This is a genomic window from Amycolatopsis antarctica (assembly GCF_002262875.1).
GTDB lineage: Bacteria > Actinomycetota > Actinomycetes > Mycobacteriales > Pseudonocardiaceae > Amycolatopsis > Amycolatopsis antarctica.
Map to the genome: position 1 here is coordinate 1 of NZ_NKYE01000025.1, position 15,945 is coordinate 15,945.

The 15,945-nt window shown below is 71.0% G+C and carries 13 protein-coding genes and 1 pseudogene; all 14 read right to left on the bottom strand.

What is annotated here, in order from left to right; translation table 11 throughout:
* Positions 1-456: 456 nt before the first annotated feature.
* The gene (gene tyrS / locus CFN78_RS27125; RefSeq protein WP_094865982.1) at positions 457-1,731 is read right to left on the bottom strand and encodes a tyrosine--tRNA ligase; all 1,275 of its coding nucleotides are present in this window, start codon (positions 1,729-1,731) and stop codon (positions 457-459) included.
* 54 nt (positions 1,732-1,785) lie between these two features.
* Positions 1,786-2,091, bottom strand: a complete 306-nt coding sequence (locus tag CFN78_RS27130) for a DUF3253 domain-containing protein (protein ID WP_094865984.1) — start codon at positions 2,089-2,091, stop codon at positions 1,786-1,788.
* A 28-nt stretch (positions 2,092-2,119) separates the two neighbouring features.
* Positions 2,120-2,737: a DNA-3-methyladenine glycosylase gene (locus tag CFN78_RS27135; protein ID WP_094865986.1), complete on the bottom strand. Its 618-nt coding sequence runs from the start codon at positions 2,735-2,737 to the stop codon at positions 2,120-2,122.
* On the bottom strand, positions 2,734-4,143 hold the full coding sequence (gene argH, locus CFN78_RS27140) for an argininosuccinate lyase (RefSeq protein ID WP_094865989.1): 1,410 nt from the start codon (positions 4,141-4,143) through the stop codon (positions 2,734-2,736). The genes CFN78_RS27135 and argH overlap by 4 nt, the downstream gene beginning before the upstream one ends.
* 158 nt (positions 4,144-4,301) lie before the next feature.
* Positions 4,302-5,573: pseudogene (gene argG, locus CFN78_RS27145) on the bottom strand (argininosuccinate synthase); the annotation flags it as partial.
* Entirely contained in the window at positions 5,570-6,091 is a 522-nt protein-coding gene (locus tag CFN78_RS27150) for an arginine repressor (RefSeq protein ID WP_094865993.1), read from the bottom strand. The gene CFN78_RS27150 and the pseudogene argG, both read right to left, overlap by 4 nt.
* Complete coding sequence (gene argF, locus CFN78_RS27155; protein WP_094865996.1) at positions 6,088-7,011, bottom strand: ornithine carbamoyltransferase; 924 nt, start codon at positions 7,009-7,011, stop codon at positions 6,088-6,090. Before argF ends, CFN78_RS27150 begins: the two co-directional genes overlap by 4 nt.
* Positions 7,012-8,223 carry an acetylornithine transaminase gene (locus CFN78_RS27160; RefSeq protein WP_094865998.1) on the bottom strand — a complete coding sequence of 404 codons (1,212 nt, stop codon included), beginning with the start codon at positions 8,221-8,223 and terminating at the stop codon, positions 7,012-7,014.
* Entirely contained in the window at positions 8,220-9,140 is a 921-nt protein-coding gene (argB, locus tag CFN78_RS27165) for an acetylglutamate kinase (protein ID WP_094865999.1), read from the bottom strand. Before argB ends, CFN78_RS27160 begins: the two co-directional genes overlap by 4 nt.
* Positions 9,137-10,300 carry a bifunctional glutamate N-acetyltransferase/amino-acid acetyltransferase ArgJ gene (gene argJ / locus CFN78_RS27170; protein ID WP_094866001.1) on the bottom strand — a complete coding sequence of 388 codons (1,164 nt, stop codon included), beginning with the start codon at positions 10,298-10,300 and terminating at the stop codon, positions 9,137-9,139. The genes argB and argJ overlap by 4 nt, the downstream gene beginning before the upstream one ends.
* Positions 10,297-11,325, bottom strand: coding sequence for an N-acetyl-gamma-glutamyl-phosphate reductase (gene argC / locus CFN78_RS27175; RefSeq protein WP_094866003.1), 1,029 nt, complete (start codon positions 11,323-11,325; stop codon positions 10,297-10,299). Before argC ends, argJ begins: the two co-directional genes overlap by 4 nt.
* Positions 11,326-11,571: 246 nt before the next feature.
* Positions 11,572-12,132, bottom strand: a complete 561-nt coding sequence (locus CFN78_RS27180) for an HD domain-containing protein (protein ID WP_094866004.1) — start codon at positions 12,130-12,132, stop codon at positions 11,572-11,574.
* Positions 12,133-12,281: 149 nt separating this feature from the next.
* The gene (pheT, locus tag CFN78_RS27185; protein ID WP_094866006.1) at positions 12,282-14,804 is read right to left on the bottom strand and encodes a phenylalanine--tRNA ligase subunit beta; all 2,523 of its coding nucleotides are present in this window, start codon (positions 14,802-14,804) and stop codon (positions 12,282-12,284) included.
* Complete coding sequence (pheS, locus tag CFN78_RS27190; protein WP_094866008.1) at positions 14,805-15,878, bottom strand: phenylalanine--tRNA ligase subunit alpha; 1,074 nt, start codon at positions 15,876-15,878, stop codon at positions 14,805-14,807.
* Positions 15,879-15,945: the final 67 nt, after the last annotated feature.

Consider the following 15,945-nt stretch of genomic DNA (forward strand, 5'->3'; position numbering starts at 1 on the left):
CCAACAATGAATAGTTTGGAATCCAGACTACAAAAGTAATCTCATCCTCAAAGGAACCTCAAACGAGGTTCAAAAATAAGCTCTACTGGCTTAGTTCACTAGCACACTGTTGAGTTCTCAAGCAACACGCTTGGAATCTGGTCGCGAGCGACCTCGTCCGAAGCAGTTATTCTCTCGTTGTTGTGAAGCAGACTCTACCTCACCCTGAAATCTTACGATTTTTTGGGGGGTTGTTACCCACTTCGTTCGGGACCACCCACTCTACCGCTACTGCGGGAGCTTGGTTCGTGTTCCCTGCCTGGTAACCCGGTCTTTGGGGCCTTGGTTTTTCTCCCCGCCGGCCCGGTCTCCCTGGCGACAAAGAGAAGATTACACGCCCGGAAACAGGCCGAAACAGGGGGGTACCTTAACTGCGTTTTCGCAGCTCAAGCCCCCTGTTTCGGCCCGGGGTGCCGGTCAGCCGCCGAGTCGCACGCCCGCGACGTTGCGCTTGCCCTTGCGGACCACCAGCCACCGGCCGTGCAAGGCGTCCTCCGCCGAGGGCTGCCAGCCTTCCTCGGCCACCTTCACGTTGTTCACGTACGCGCCGCCCTCCTTCACCGTGCGGCGTGCGGCCCCCTTGCTGTCGACCAGCCCGCCTGCGAGCAGGAGGTCGACGATGGTCGGAGCGTCCGGGACGCGTACCTCCCCGGTCGGCACCTCCGCCATCGCGGCGTCCAGCGTGGGTGCGTCCAGCTCGCGCAGCTCGCCCCGGCCGAACAGCGCCTGGCTCGCCGCGATCACCTGCCGCGTCTGATGTGCCCCGTGCACCAGGGTGGTGAACTCCTCGGCCAGCCTGCGCTGCGCGGCACGCAGGTGCGGGCGCTGCTCGGTGTCCTCGGCCAGCGCGTCGATCTCCTCCGCGTCCAGGAAGGTGAACAGCCGCAGGTAACGGATCACGTCCGTGTCCCCGGTGTTGAGGAAGTACTGGAACCAGGCGTACGGCGAGGTCATCTCGGGGTCGAGCCAGATGTCGCCGCCACCGGTGGACTTGCCGAACTTGCGCCCTTCCGCGTCGGTGACCAGCGGCGCGGTGAGCGCGTGGGCGGTACCGCCCTCCACCCTGCGGATCAGGTCGACGCCGCCGACCAGGTTGCCCCACTGGTCGGAGCCGCCGACCTGTAGCCGGCAGCCGTGCTCCCGGTAGAGGTGCAGGTAGTCCTGGGACTGCAGGAGCAGGTAGCTGAACTCGGTGTACGACATGCCGTCGGACTCCAGCCGCCTGCGCACCGTCTCCCGGTTGAGCATCGTGTTCACCGGGAAGTGCTTGCCCACGTCACGCAGGAACGTCAGCATCGACTGCTGCCCGGTCCAGTCCAGGTTGTTCACGATCAGCGCGCCGGTGTCCGAGTCGTCGAACTCGACGAAGCGTTCGAGCTGCCCGCGGATCCGTCCCGCCCAGTCGGCGACGACGTCCAGCGTGTTCAGCGACCGTTCACTGGTGTCACGGGGGTCGCCGATCATGCCGGTCGCGCCGCCCGCCAGCACGATCGGCCGGTGCCCGGCGCGCTGGAACCGCGCCAGCATCAGCAGCGGCACCAGGTTGCCCGCGTGCAGACTCGGTGCCGTCGGGTCGAAGCCCCCGTACAGCGTCAGGGGGCCCTGGTCGAGATCGCGGCGCAGCGCGTCCGCGTCGGTGGATTGCGCGATCAGACCGCGCCAGGCCAGCTCGTCAAGAATGTGTCCGCTCACGTGCCCGATACTCCCTCACCAGGTCAACGCGTTATCCCGCGGGGCACGGCCGCGTCAGCGGTGCTCCGGCGGCCCCAGCCGGGGTGTGGGACGCAACCGCACCGGGCCTCGCGCGGCCGCCGGATCGACGACCGCGCCGGAGCTGGTGAACTCCAGTTCCCCGGCCTCGGCCAGCCGCGCGGCGACGGCACGGACGGGAGCCATCAGCTCCCGCCAGCCCTCGGTACGCAGCGCGCGGGCCACCTCCGAGGGGCAGGCCGTCGCGCCGGGCGCGCAGCGCGCCAGCCGGGCACGGATCGCGTTTCGCAGTTCGCGCTCCGTCGGCTGGGTGCCCGGGCGCTCCGCGGTTCCATCCGGCATCCCACCAGCATGAGCCACCCGGCGCGGCTCAGCGCGGCGAGCGCTTGCCCCCGCGCCGGTACGCGCTGACGGCGGGCGAACCGTCCACCCAGAACCGCCACGGCACCTCCATCGCCGCGGCCACACCCACCCGGGGGCCGGTTCGGACCCGGTCCGCGTCCACCCTCTCCCCCGCGAGCAACCGGACCGGCGAGGCGGGGTCGGTCAGGTCCAGCCCGTTGTGTTCCCGGCCGAGCCCCAGCACCGTGGTGAGAATCGCGGGTCCTCCGGCCAGCGAGCCGTCCCCCCGCGCCTTCGGCCGTCTCGCCTTCGCCAGCGGCGCACCCTCGACCACTTCCGCCGCCCGCAGCAGCACCGCGCCCGGCTCGCCGTCCCGGGTGCCCACCACGTTCGCGCAGAAGTGCATGCCGTAGACGAAATAGACGTACAGGTGACCGGCCGGGCCCCACATCACGTCGTTGCGCGGGGTCCGCCCCCGGTACGAGTGCGAGGCGGGATCGTCCAGCCCGCGGTAGGCCTCCACCTCCACGATGCGCGCGCGAACCGGCCCCTCGCCGGCCACCGACTCCAGCTCGCTGCCGAGCAGCATGACGGCCAGATCGAGCGGATCGATCGCCAGCTCGTCCCGGGTGAACCCGCCGCTCAAGCGCCCGCCCAGGACCGGTGGCCGGAGACCCGCCCGGCGAGCCGCTCGAGCTGCTCGGCGACCCGGGCCGGAGCGGTACCGCCGTGCGCGTCGCGGGAGGCGACCGAACCCTCGACGGTCAGTACCTCGCGCACCTTCGGCGTCAGTACCGGGTTGATCGCGGCCAGTTCCTCGTCGGTCAGCTCGTCCAGGCCGGCACCACGGGCCTCGGCGACCCGCACGCTCTCGCCCGCGGCCTCGTGCGCGACCCGGAACGGGATGCCCTGCCGGACCAGCCACTCCGCGATGTCGGTGGCCAGGGTGAACCCGGCCGGGGCCAGCTCGGCGAGCCGCTCGGTGTGGAAAGTGAGGGTGCCGAGCATCCCGGCGATGGCCGGGAAGAGGAGTTCGAGCTGCTCCACGGAGTCGAACACCGGCTCCTTGTCCTCCTGCAGATCCCGGTTGTACGCCAGCGGCTGCGCCTTCAACGTGGCGAGCAGGCCCGTCAGGTTGCCGATCAGCCGTCCGGACTTGCCGCGGGTCAGCTCCGCGACGTCGGGATTCTTCTTCTGCGGCATGATCGAACTGCCGGTGGCCCAGGCGTCGTCGAGGGTCACGTAACCGAACTCGGCCGTGTTCCAGACGATGACCTCCTCGGCGATCCTGGACAGGTTCACCCCGAGCATCGCCACCGCGAACGCGAACTCCGCGGCGAAATCCCGGGAGGCGGTGCCGTCGATGGAGTTCTCCACGCTCGCCTCGAACCCCAGCTCGGCCGCGACGGCCCCCGGGTCCAGGCCCAGCGAGGACCCGGCGAGCGCGCCCGAACCGTAGGGCGACTCCGCGGTGCGGGCGTCCCAGTCGCGCAGTCGCGAGACGTCGCGCACCAGCGACTGGGCGTGGGCGAGCAGGTGGTGCGCCAGCAGCACCGGCTGTGCGTGCTGCAGGTGCGTCCGCCCGGGCAGGATCGCCTCCGGGTGCGCCTTCGCTTGCGCGACAAGGGAATCCACCACGTCGAGCGTGCCGTGCACCACCCGCCGGGCGGCGTCGCGCAGCCACATCCGGAAGAGCGTGGCCACCTGGTCGTTGCGCGAACGGCCCGCGCGCAGCTTGCCGCCGAGCTCGGTTCCCGCGCGTTCGAGCAGTCCGCGTTCCAGGGCCGTGTGCACGTCCTCGTCGGCGATCGTCGGGGTGAAGGCACCCGATTCGACGTCGGCGGCGAGGGTGTCCAGTGCGGCGTGCATCCCGGCCAGCTCGGGCTCGGTCAGCAGCCCCGCGCCGTGCAGCACCCGGGCGTGCGCCCGGGAACCGGCGATGTCGTACGGCGCCAGCCGCCAGTCGAAGTGCGTCGACGCCGACAGCGCCGCCATCGCCTCGGCGGGCCCGCTGGCGAACCGCCCGCCCCACAACTTGACGTTCTCGCTCATCAGTCGGACCCGTATTCCATCGCGGCCTCGTCCAGCGGCGTCGGTGAGTCCGAGGACGCCTCCGGGTTGGCGGTGATCCGGTCCGCGCCGCCCGAGGGCAGTTCGCCGAACAGCGTGCCGTTCTCGACGAGCACCTGGCCCTGGTCGAGCGGCTGCTTGGCGTAGAACTCGAGCTTGTGCCGCGAGTCGGCGATGTCCAGATTGCGCATGGTGAGCTGACCGATCCGGTCGGTGGGACCGAAGGCGGCGTTCGACACGCGCTCCATCGACAGCCGCTCCGGGTGGTAGGAGAAGTTGGCGCCCTCGGTGACCAGGATCGTGTAGTCCTCGCCCCGGCGCAGCCGCAGCGTCACCTCACCGGTCACCAGCGAGGCGATCCAGCGCTGGATCGCCTCCCGCTGCATCAGCGCCTGCGGGTCGAGCCAGCGCCCCTCGTACAGCAGCCGCCCGAGCTTGCGGCCCTCGTTGTGGTAGTTGGCGACGGTGTCCTCGTTGTGGATCGCGTTGAGCAGCCGCTCGTAGACGATCCAGAGCAGTGCCATCCCGGGTGCCTCGTAGATGCCGCGCGACTTGGCCTCGATGATCCGGTTCTCGATCTGGTCGGACATACCCAAGCCATGCCGTCCACCGATGGCGTTGGCCTCCATCACCAGGGCCACCGGGTCCTCGAAGCTCCTGCCGTTGATCGCCACCGGCCGGCCCGCCTCGAACCGGACGGTGACGTCCTCGGACGGGATCTCCACGGACGGGTCCCAGAACCGGACGCCCATGATCGGCTCGACCGTCTCCAGCGAGACGTCGAGGTGCTCCAGCGTCTTCGCCTCGTGGGTCGCCCCCCAGATGTTGGCATCGGTGGAGTACGCCTTCTCCGCCGAGTCGCGGTACGGCAGACCGTGCTCGGTGAGCCATTCGCTCATCTCCTGGCGCCCACCGAGCTCACGCACGAAGTCCGGATCCAGCCACGGCTTGTAGATCCGCAACTCCGGGTTGGCCAGCAACCCGTACCGGTAGAACCGCTCGATGTCGTTGCCCTTGAACGTCGAGCCGTCGCCCCAGATGTCCACGCTGTCGGAGTGCATCGCGCGCACCAGCATCGTGCCGGTGACGGCCCGGCCGAGCGGGGTGGTGTTGAAGTACGCGCGACCGCCGGAGCGGAGATGGAACGCACCGCACGCCAGCGCGGCGAGGCCCTCCTCGACGAGCTGCTGCCTGCAGTCCACGATGCGGGCGATCTCCGCGCCGTACTCCTTGGCACGGTCGGGCACGCCGGCGATGTCGGACTCGTCGTACTGCCCGATGTCGGCGGTGTAGGTGCACGGCACCGCACCCTTTTCACGCATCCAGGCCGCGGCAACGGATGTGTCGAGGCCGCCGGAGAACGCGATACCGACGCGCTCTCCCTTCGGCAGGGACATGAGAACCTTGCTCAATTTCCTTGTCCTTCGCTCTGGGTCGGTCGATCGTGGGTCTGGCCGTCGGCCAGTTCGTTGAACAGGCGGGCCAGCGCGACGCCACCGACCGGTTCGCTGGCGATCACCATGACGGTGTCATCGCCCGCGATGGTGCCGAGCACCTCACGCAGCGCCGCCCGGTCGATCGCGCTGGCCAGGAACTGCGCCGCTCCCGGCGGGGTGCGGACCACGGTGAGGTTGGCCGAGCCCTGCGCCGACACCAGCAGTTCACCGAGCAGCCGGGACAACCGCGAGGTGCCACCCTGCACGCCCCTGACCGGGCTGCCGTCCTCCGGGATCACGTACACCGGCGCACCGGAGTCCGCGCCCCGCAGTTTGACGGCGCCCAGCTCGTCGAGGTCCCTCGACAACGTGGCCTGGGTGACCTCGACGCCCTCGGCGGAGAGCAGCTTCGCCAGTTCTGTCTGGCTGCGAATGGCCATGTTGGACACCAGGTGAATGATCCTGGCCTGTCTGGCGACCCTGGAGACACTCATCGCCCGGTCTCCAGCAGCCACGCCAGCAGCGCCTTCTGCGCGTGCAGGCGGTTCTCCGCCTCGTCCCACACCGCACTCGACGGGCCGTCGATCACCTCGTCGGTGATCTCCCAGCCCCGGTGCGCGGGCAGGTCGTGCAGGACGATGGTGTCGGTCCCGGTACGCGCCAGCAGCCCCTCGTTCACCTGGTACGGCCGGAACGGTGCCACCCGGTCCCGTCCGTCGTTCTCCTGGCCCATCGACGTCCACGCATCGGTGGTGACCACATCCGCACCGTCCGCCGCGGCGTGCGGATCGGTGAACACCTCCGCCGAACCGCCCGTTTCCGCGGCCCTCGCCCGCACCGCGTCGAGCACCCACGGCGCGGGATGGAACCCCTCCGGCGCCGCCACCCGCACGTGCAGTCCGGCCGTGACGCCGCCGAGCAGCAGCGAATGCGCCATGTTGTTGGCCGCGTCGCCGAAGTACGTCAGCGTCAGGCCCGCCAGCCGGCCCTTGTACTGCCGGATCGTCTGCAGGTCCGCGAGGATCTGGCAGGGATGGAACTCGTCGGTCAGCGCGTTCACCACCGGCACGCTCGCCGCGGAGGCGAACGCGTCGATCCGCGCCTGGGCGAAGGTCCGCCAGACCACCGCGTCCACGTACCGGGAGAGCACCCTGGCCGTGTCCTCGATGGTCTCCTCGCGGCCGATCTGCATGGTGCGGCCGTCCACCACCACGGCGTGCCCGCCGAGCTGGGCGATGCCCACCTCGAACGAGAAGCGGGTACGGGTGGAGTTCTTCTCGAAGATCACCGCGACGGCCTTCGGGCCCGCCAGCGCGTCACCGTACGGCTGCTTCTTCAGCCGGTCGGCGAGATCGAGGATCTCGATCTGCTCGTCGGCGGTCAGGTCATCGTCGCGGAGAAAGTGGCGTGGCATCTAGGCACCGTCCTTCTGGCCAGGAGCGGCGGCGTCGAGCGCCCCCGGGAGCGCCGCGAGGAACCCCCGCACCTGTTCCCTGGTGAGGGTGAGCGGCGGGGCGAGCCGGACGGTGTCCTGGCCGGCCGCGTTCACCAGGTAACCGGCGTTCTGCGCCGCGGCGGCCACCGCGGGCGCGATCGGCGACCGCAACCCGATGCCGAGCAGCAGGCCGGCGCCGCGCACCCCGGTGACCTCGGGGTGTGCCAGCTTCTCGATCCCGGCCGCGATGTCCTTGCCCAGAGCCGCGGCGTGGTCGGTGAGACCGTCCGCGGCGATCGTGCGCAGTACCGCCAGTCCGGCCGCGCAGCACACCGGGTTACCGCCGAAGGTCGTCCCGTGACCGCCCGGCCCGAGCAGGTCCCCGGCTGCTCCCACGCCGATGACGGCACCGAGCGGCAGACCGCCGCCGATGCCCTTCGCCAGCGTCACCACGTCCGGGACGACCCCCGCGTGCTGGAACGCGAACCAGGCGCCGGTCCGGCCGATGCCGGTCTGCACCTCGTCGAGTACCAGCAGCGTGCCCGTGTCCCGGGTGAGCTGCCTTGCCGCCTGGAGGTAACCGTCCGGAGCGGGCACGACACCGCCCTCGCCCATGATCGGTTCCAGCACCACCGCCGCCGTCTCGGTGTCCACGACGCCGCGCAGGGCCTCCAGGTCACCGAAGGGGACATGGACGACGCCCGGTACCAGGGGCGCGAACGGTTCCCGCTTGCCAGCTTGCCCGGTCAGCGACAGCGCGCCCATCGTGCGCCCGTGGAACGCGCCCTCGGCGGCGACGATCTTCGTCCGGCCGGTCAGCCTGCTGATCTTCAGCGCCGCCTCGTTCGCCTCCGCCCCGGAGTTGACGAACAGCACCTTCGCCTCGCCGGACAGGCCGGCGACGTCGAGCAGCGTCTCGGCCAGTTCGACCGCGACGGGGTTCACGTACAGGTTCGAGGTGTGGCCGAGCACGGCGATCTGCTCGCTGACCGCGCGCACCACCGCGGGGTGCGCGTGCCCGAGTGCGTTGACGGCGATGCCGCCGAGCAGGTCGGTGTAGGCGCGTCCGTCCGCGTCCCACACGGTGGCGCCCTCACCACCGACGAGGGTCAGCGACGGCGTGCCGTAGTTGTCCATCAGCGCCGACCGCCACCGCCGCTGACCGTCCTCATTGGACTGTATGGCGTTCACGGGAGTTCCCCTTCCGGCAGGACCATCGTGCCGATGCCCTGCGAGGTGAAGACTTCGAGCAGTACCGAGTGCGCGATCCGGCCGTCGATCACGTGGGCGCGGCGTACTCCGCCGCGCACCGCGCGGACACACGCCGCCATCTTCGGGATCATGCCGCTCGCCAGTCCCGGCAGCAGCGTCTCCAGCCGGGCGACGTCGATGCGATCGACCAGCGAGGAACGGTCCGGCCAGTCGGCGTAGAGCCCCTCGACGTCGGTGAGCACGACCAGTTTCTCCGCGCCGAGCGCGGCGGCCAGCGCCCCGGCCGCGGTGTCCGCGTTGACGTTGTGCACCACACCGTCCGCGTCCGGTGCCACCGTGGAGACGACCGGGATACGGCCCGCGTTGACGATGTCGAGCACCGCGTCCGGGTCGACGCCCGCGACCTCCCCGACGAGACCGATGTCGACCTGCGCGCCGTCGACAGTGGCGTGCGTGCGCTCGGCGCGGAACAGGTTCGCGTCCTCGCCGGAGATGCCGACGGCGTAGGGACCGTTCCGGTTGATCAGGCCGACCAGCTCCCGGCTGACCTGCCCGGTGAGCACCATTCGCACCACGTCCATGGTCTCCGGGGTGGTGACGCGCAGACCGCCGCGAAACTCACCCTCGATGCCGAGCCTGCTCAGCATGGAACTGATCTGCGGGCCGCCACCGTGCACCACGACCGGCTTCAACCCGGCCAGCCGCAGGAACACCATGTCCTGTGCGAAGGCTTGCTTGAGCGCGTCGTCGACCATCGCGTTGCCGCCGTACTTCACCACGACCGTCGCGCCGTGGAACCGCTGCAGCCACGGCAGCGCCTCGATCAGTACGCCCGCCTTCTCCCCCGCGGCGGCGATCCGTGCGTCGGCGGGGACACCCTTCCCGGTGCCCGTCATGTCGAGTACGCGCTGTTCTCTTCGACGTAGGCGTGTGAGAGATCCGTGGTGAGGATCGTCGCCGACTCGGCGCCGACACCGAGGTCGATCACGATCTCGATCTCCCTGCCGGACAGGTCGGCGTCGTCCCGGCTCGCGGCGGTGGTGCCCGCCGCGTACAGGATGACGCCGTTGATGCTGATCGCCAGCGTCTCCGGAGCGATGGTCGCGTCCGCCCTGCCCAGCGCCATCGCGATCCGGCCCCAGTTCGGGTCCGAACCGAACAGCGCCGTCTTCACCAGGTTGTCCTCGGCGACCGTGCGGCCCACCGCCACCGCGTCCCGTTCGCTGGCCGCGCCCCGGACGACGATGTCGACCTCCTTGGTCGCGCCCTCCGAGTCGGATCTGAGCAGGCGCACCAGTTCGGCCGCGGCCTCGGTGAGCAGCGCGGTGAAATCGGCCTCCGAGGGCGTGTGCCCGGAAGCGCCGGAGGCCAGCAGCAGCACCGTGTCGTTGGTGGAGGTGCCCCCGTCGACGTCCAGCCGGTCGAAGGTGACCCGGGTGGCCGCGCGCAGCGCGCGGTCGGCCGTGCCGGCGTCGACCACCGCATCGGTGGTGAGCACGGAGAGCATCGTGGCCAGGTCGGGGGCGAGCATGCCCGCGCCCTTGGCCAGCCCGCCGACGCTCCAGCCGCCGGGATGGGTGTGGTGTGTCTGCTTCGGGTGGCTGTCGGTGGTCATCACCGCGGTGGCCGCGGCGAGGCCCGCTTCCGTGCCGGTGTCCAGTGCCGCCGCCGCGGTGTCCACTCCGGACAGCACCGCGTCCATCGGCAGGCGCTCGCCGATCAGGCCGGTCGAGCAGACGGCGACGTCCGCCGCACCGGCGTCCAGCACGGCGGCGACCTTCTCGGCGGTCGCGTGCGTGTCCTGGAAACCACCGGGCCCGGTGGCCGCGTTGGCGCCACCGGAGTTGAGCACGACGGCACGAAGACTGTTGTGCCGCAGGACTTCCTGCGACCACAGCACCGGGGCGGCCTTGATCACGTTGCGGGTGAAGACGCCCGCGGCGGTGAACTCAGGGCCGTCGTTGACCACCAGCGCCAGGTCCGGCCCTCCGCTGTCCTTGATCCCGGCGGAGATCCCGGCGGCCCGGAACCCGGCGGGCATGGCCACTCCCGTCATGGTGCGACTCCCGTCGTCGGCAGGCCGGCGCCCTCGGGCAGGCCCAGCGCGAGGTTGATGGACTGCACCGCGCCACCGGCGGTGCCCTTGGTCAGGTTGTCGAGAGCGGCGACGACGACCAGCCTGCCCGCGTCCGCGTCCACCGACACCTGCACGGCGACGTTGTTCGATCCGACGGTCGCCGCGGTGGCGGGCCAGGTGCCCTCGGGCAGCACCCGCACGAACGGCTCGCCGTCGAACGCCTTCTCGTAGGCGGCGCGCACGCCTGCGGCGTCCACGCCGGGACGCAACGGGGCGGAGGCGGTGGTGAGGATCCCCCGTGGCATCGGCGCCAGCACGGGGGTGAACGACACGGCCACCGGCTCACCCGCGACGGCGCTGAGGTTCTGCACGAACTCCGGCGTGTGCCGGTGCGCGCCGGCGACCCCGTAGGCGCTGGCCGAACCCATCACCTCGGAGCCGAGCAGGTTGGGCCGCAAGGCCTTGCCCGCGCCGGAGCTGCCGGTGACCGACACGACGGTGACCTCCGGAAGGACCAGGCCCGCCGCCAGCGCCGGGGCGAGCGCGATCGTCCCGCCGGTCGGGAAGCAGCCGGGCACCGCGATCCGCTTCGCACCCGCCAGCCGCTCACGTGCCCCGGGCAGTTCCGGCAGCCCGTAGGGCCAGGTGCCCGCGTGGTCTCCCCCATACCAGCGCTGCCAGTCCGCGGCGGAGCTCAGCCGGTGGTCGGCACCGAGATCGACCACCAGCACGTCCGGCCCGAGACTCGCCGCGAGCGTCGCCGAGTGGCCGTGCGGCAGTGCGAGGCAGACGATGTCGTGGCCGGCCAGGGTCTCGTCGGAGGTCTCGGCCAGCACCCGGTCGGCGAGCGGCACGAGGTGCGGCTGGTGCTGCCCGAGTGGGGTGCCCGCACTGCTGGCCGCGGTGAGGGTGCCGATCGTCAGGTCGGGATGGCCGAGCAGCAGGCGGAGCAGTTCTCCGCCCGCGTACCCACTCGCTCCGGCCACAGCCACCGTGAAGGTCATGCGAATGATTATGCATGACGACGCAAGACCAACCAAACATGGGGCGGGCCCGTCCGAGATTCTGCGACGACACGGTCTGAGGTGCAGTCGGGCGAAGGCCTCCCCTGTGCGGAGTGGAGCTGTCTAGGAACCGCTCCGGCACCTGGGAGGCCTTCGTGTCCCACGCTACTCATGCCAACGCGGCTCTGACTCCTCGCGGGCGTCGTCGACTTGCACGTTCGATCGTCGATGACGGCTGGCTGTTGATCACCGGTCGCGCCACGCCAGCGGCGATACGCTGACCGCGGCCTCCGCGATGTTCCGACCGGTGTCTGTGGTCAGGCCGTCGAGCGCGCTGTTGATCCAGCCGTCGATGCGGTGGACGCCGAGGTCGCGGTACTCAATGGCCTGCAGCAGCATTTCGAGCTTGTCGGCGTCTCGTGCGCACCGTGCTTCCAGGCTGTGGGCCGCCTCGTATTCGGCGACGGCGGACCGCACTGTGTCACGGCTGGCGCCGGGCAGTCTGGTGGTCTGGTCGGCGGTGATCTGTTCGGGGTCGGGCTTGGACAGGTATGGCTTCACCATGTGCGGCAGGTCGCCGGTGCGGGTCTCCTGGGTGTCATGCCACAGCGCCAGGTACGCCGCTCGTTCCGGTGAGCCGCCTTCCTCGGCGGCGAGCAGTGCGGCGAGCTGGCTCACCCGCATGGTGTGCTCGGCGACGGACTCGGGGTCGCGGACGCCGGCGTGCCACCACCCGGATCGGCGGATACGTTTCAACACCCCCAGTTCGTAACCGAACGCGGCGAGTCCTTCGGCGGCATCTGACAACTGGGATCCCTCCGCCCTATCGGTCGGCGAGCCGGATGGCGTACGCCAGGCCCGACACTCCGTCTCGGACTCGTCGTCCTGGTGCCTGGTCGATGCCCCCGCCAATCCGCCTGGACGAACGGGGGCATCGCGCGAGGGAGGGTGGCGAGTCAGGCGCGCAAGGCCGCGCCGAAACGCTCCTTCGCCCCGGCGACGGCCGAGTCACGCGCCGCGGAGGCCTCCTCGACGGTGAGGGTGCGATCCGGCGCCCGGAACCGGAGCTTGTAGGCCAGCGAACGCTTGCCCTCGCCCACCTGGTCACCGGTGTAGGTGTCGAACAGTGCGACGTTCTCCAGCAGCTCACCGCCACCGGAGCGCAGCACCTCCGCCAGCTCCGCCGCCGGCACGCCGTCGGGGACCACGAGCGCGACGTCCTGCAGCACCGGCGGATACGCCGACACGGCCGGGGCGGGCCTGCCCTCGGGGAACGGGACCGCGTCCAGGTCGAGCTCCATCGCGCAGGTGCGCTTCGGCAACCCGAGCGCCTCGACGACCTTGGGGTGCAGCTCCCCCGCGTGGCCGACCGTCCGGCCTTCCGCCCGCAGTTCGGCGCAACGGCCGGGATGCCACGGCAGCAGGTCGGCGGCGCGGACCTCCAGTTCGATCCGTCCGGCGGCGGCCACCGTGCGCGCGGCCTCGATCGCGTCGGCCCAGCCGGCCTGTTCGCCCGGACCCCACCAGCCGGAGCGCGAGCGCTCCCCGGTGAGCACCACGGCGACGTGCGACGGCTGCGCGGGAACAGCAGCCTCCAGCGCGGCCAGTTCCTCCGCCGTGGGCCGCCGGTCCACGCCGAGCACGGGCATGGCCGGGATGGTCTCCCCCGGCAGCACGACCTGGCCGACGTGGAACAGCGAGACGTCACGGAAACCACGAGAAGTGTTGCGCTGCAAGGCTTCCAGTAGGCCGGGCAGCAGGGAGGTGGCGAGCTGGGCCTTGTCGGCCTCCAGCGGGTTGGCCACCGTGACGCCCCGCCTGCGCGGATCGTCGGCCGGGAGACCGAAGTCGTCCCACACGGCCGGGTCGACGAACGGGAAGGGCAGCACCTCGACGTAACCGGACTCGGCGAGCGAACGCGCCACCGAGCGGCGGCGGCGCTGCGACTCGGTCAGGCCCGCTCCCGCGGGGGCTGCGGGCACCGTGGCGGGAATGCTGTCGTAGCCCTCCAGCCGCAGTACCTCCTCGACGAGGTCGGCTGCCTGTACGAGATCGCCGCGCCAGCTCGGCGGGACGGCCGTCACCAGGGCGGTGCCGTCGTCACCGGTACCGACCGTCACGCGGCAACCCACCTGGGCCAGCCGCTTCACCGTCACCCCTCGCTCGTAGCGCACGCCCGCGACCCGGTCCGGCAGGTTGATCGGCATGGTCACCGGGGGGTGCGCGGGCGGCGCTCCCTCGTCGGTACGGCCGGGACGGATGCCGCCGTCGCCGTACTGGCGCAGCAGCCGCGCCGCCAGTTCCGTCGCCGCGGCGCAGAGCTGCGGGTCGGTGAACCGCTCGAGCCGCTTGGCGGCCTCGGAGAACAGCTTGTGCCGCCGGGCGGTCCGGCTGATCGAGGCCGGGTCCCAGTGGGCGGCCTCGATCAGCACGTCGGTGCTGTCCGCGGTGATCTCCGTGCTCGCGCCGCCCATCGTGCCCGCCAGCGAGATGACACCGCTGTCGTCGGCGATGACGATGTCGTCCGCGTCGAGTTCGCGTTCGGTCTCGTCGAGGGTGGTGAGCTTCTCACCCGCCTTCGCCCTGCGCACGACCAGCTCACCCTGGACCGCGCCCGTGTCGAAGGCGTGCAGCGGATGGCCCAGCTCGAGCATCACGTAGTTCGTCACGTCGACGGCCAGCGAGATCGGCCGGATCCCGGCCAGCAGCAGCCTGCGACGCATCCACCACGGGGTGGGCGCGCCCGCGTCGAGGCCGGTGACCCTGCGCAGCACGAACCGCGAGCAGCCCTCGCTGTCCTCGACGGTGACCGGCCAGGCGTCGCCCTCCGCTTCCGGCAGGTCGACCTGGGCCGGGTCGCCGAAGGGGGCGTCCAGCGCGCAGGCGAGTTCCCGGGCGAGACCACGGATCGACAGCGCGTATCCGCGGTCTGGGGTGGGCGTGAGTTCGATGACCGTGTCGTCGAGCCCCAGCACCTCCGTGGCGTCGTCACCGGGACCGGCGGTGGCGGGCGGCAGCACCAGGATGCCCGCGTGGTCCTCGCCGATGCCCAGCTCGCGGACCGAGCAGATCATGCCCTCGCTGGTGCGTCCGTAGGTTTCCCGGGCGGCGATCGAGAAACCGCCGGGCAGCACCGCCCCGGGCAGCGCGACGACGACGAGGTCGCCCTCGGCGAAATTGGTGGCACCGCAGACGATGCCGTTGGTCCTGGGGCGGCCGGGATCCTCGGAATCCTCGTCGCGTTCGGCCGGATCGCCGTCGCCGACCTCGACGCGGCAGAAGCGGATCGGCTTCTTGAAACCGGTCAGCTCCTCGATCTCCGCGACCCTGCCGACCACGAGTGGGCCGGTGACCTGTCCGAGCGGGGCGACCTCGTCGACCTCGATGCCGATGCGGACGAAGGCGTCTGCCAGCTCCTGCGCTCCGGTGGTCTCACCCAGGTCGAGATGCTGGGTCAGCCAGCTCACGGGAACTCGCACTCACGCCTCCGTTCCGAAAGGAAGGGTGAACCTGATGTCACCCTCCACCATGTCCCGCATGTCGGGGATGCCGTTGCGGAACTGGAGGGTGCGCTCCAGTCCCATGCCGAAGGCGAACCCGGAGTACACCTCGGGATCGACCCCGCAAGCCCGCAGCACGTTCGGGTTGACCATGCCGCATCCGCCCCACTCGACCCAGCCCGCGCCGCCCTTCTTCTCCTCGAACCAGACGTCCACCTCCGCGGACGGCTCGGTGAACGGGAAGAAGTGCGGGCGCAGCCGGGTCTTCGTCTTATCGCCGAACATGGCGCGCGCGAACAGGTCGAGCGTGCCCTTGAGGTCGGCCATCGTGATGCCCTTGTCCACGGCGAGGCCCTCGACCTGGGAGAAGACGGGCGTGTGCGTGGAGTCGAGTTCGTCGGTGCGGTACGTGCGGCCGGGGCAGACCACGTACACCGGCGGATCGCGGCGCAGCAGCGTTCGCGCCTGCACCGGCGAGGTGTGCGTGCGCAGCACCAGGCCGGAGTCCTCGGGGGTGACGTAGAACGTGTCCTGCATCTGCCGGGCAGGGTGGTCCTTGCCGAAGTTCAGCGCGTCGAAGTTGAACCACTCGGCCTCGAGTTCCGGACCGTCGGCGACCTCGTAACCCATGGCGACGAAGATGTCGGCGACGCGGTCGGCGGTGGTGGCGACGGGATGCCGGGCGCCGCGGGGAATCCGGTCCCACGGCAGGGAGACGTCGACCGCCTCCTCGCGCAGCACCCGTTCGTCACGTTCGGCGCGCAGGCCCGCCAGCCGCGCGTCGTAGGCGGCCTGGATCTTCTGCCGCGCCTCGTTGACGAGTTTGCCCGCCTCGGCCTTGCGCTGCTTGGGCAGCGCGCCGATCTCCCGGCGGGCGAGCAGCAGCGGGGAGCTGTCCCCGAGGTGGGCCGGTTTCACGGCGGCGAGCGCCTCGAGGTCGGCCGCCGCGGCGAACGCGGTCGCGGCCTTCTCGGTCGCGGCCTCGAGCGTCTCCGGCGCGAGCGCGCCGGACGCCGTGTCCGTGGTGTCCTGCTTGTCGTTGTCTGGCGACATCGTGGTGGAGCCAACTCCCTCGGCGTCCGCTGGGCCCGATCCGCGTCGCGCGCAGGTGCGCGCGTGG

What these genes read in the sequence shown, in the direction of transcription:
- CFN78_RS27130 (WP_094865984.1), bottom strand. Translation starts at nt 2,091, where the DNA reads ATGCCGGATGGAACCGCGGAGCGCCCGGGCACCCAGCCGACGGAGCGC.
- argH (WP_094865989.1), bottom strand. Translation starts at nt 4,143, where the DNA reads ATGAGCGAGAACGTCAAGTTGTGGGGCGGGCGGTTCGCCAGCGGGCCC.
- CFN78_RS27150 (WP_094865993.1), bottom strand. Translation starts at nt 6,091, where the DNA reads ATGAGTGTCTCCAGGGTCGCCAGACAGGCCAGGATCATTCACCTGGTG.
- argF (WP_094865996.1), bottom strand. Translation starts at nt 7,011, where the DNA reads ATGCCACGCCACTTTCTCCGCGACGATGACCTGACCGCCGACGAGCAG.
- argB (WP_094865999.1), bottom strand. Translation starts at nt 9,140, where the DNA reads ATGACGGGCACCGGGAAGGGTGTCCCCGCCGACGCACGGATCGCCGCC.
- argJ (WP_094866001.1), bottom strand. Translation starts at nt 10,300, where the DNA reads ATGACGGGAGTGGCCATGCCCGCCGGGTTCCGGGCCGCCGGGATCTCC.
- argC (WP_094866003.1), bottom strand. Translation starts at nt 11,325, where the DNA reads ATGACCTTCACGGTGGCTGTGGCCGGAGCGAGTGGGTACGCGGGCGGA.
- pheS (WP_094866008.1), bottom strand. Translation starts at nt 15,878, where the DNA reads ATGTCGCCAGACAACGACAAGCAGGACACCACGGACACGGCGTCCGGC.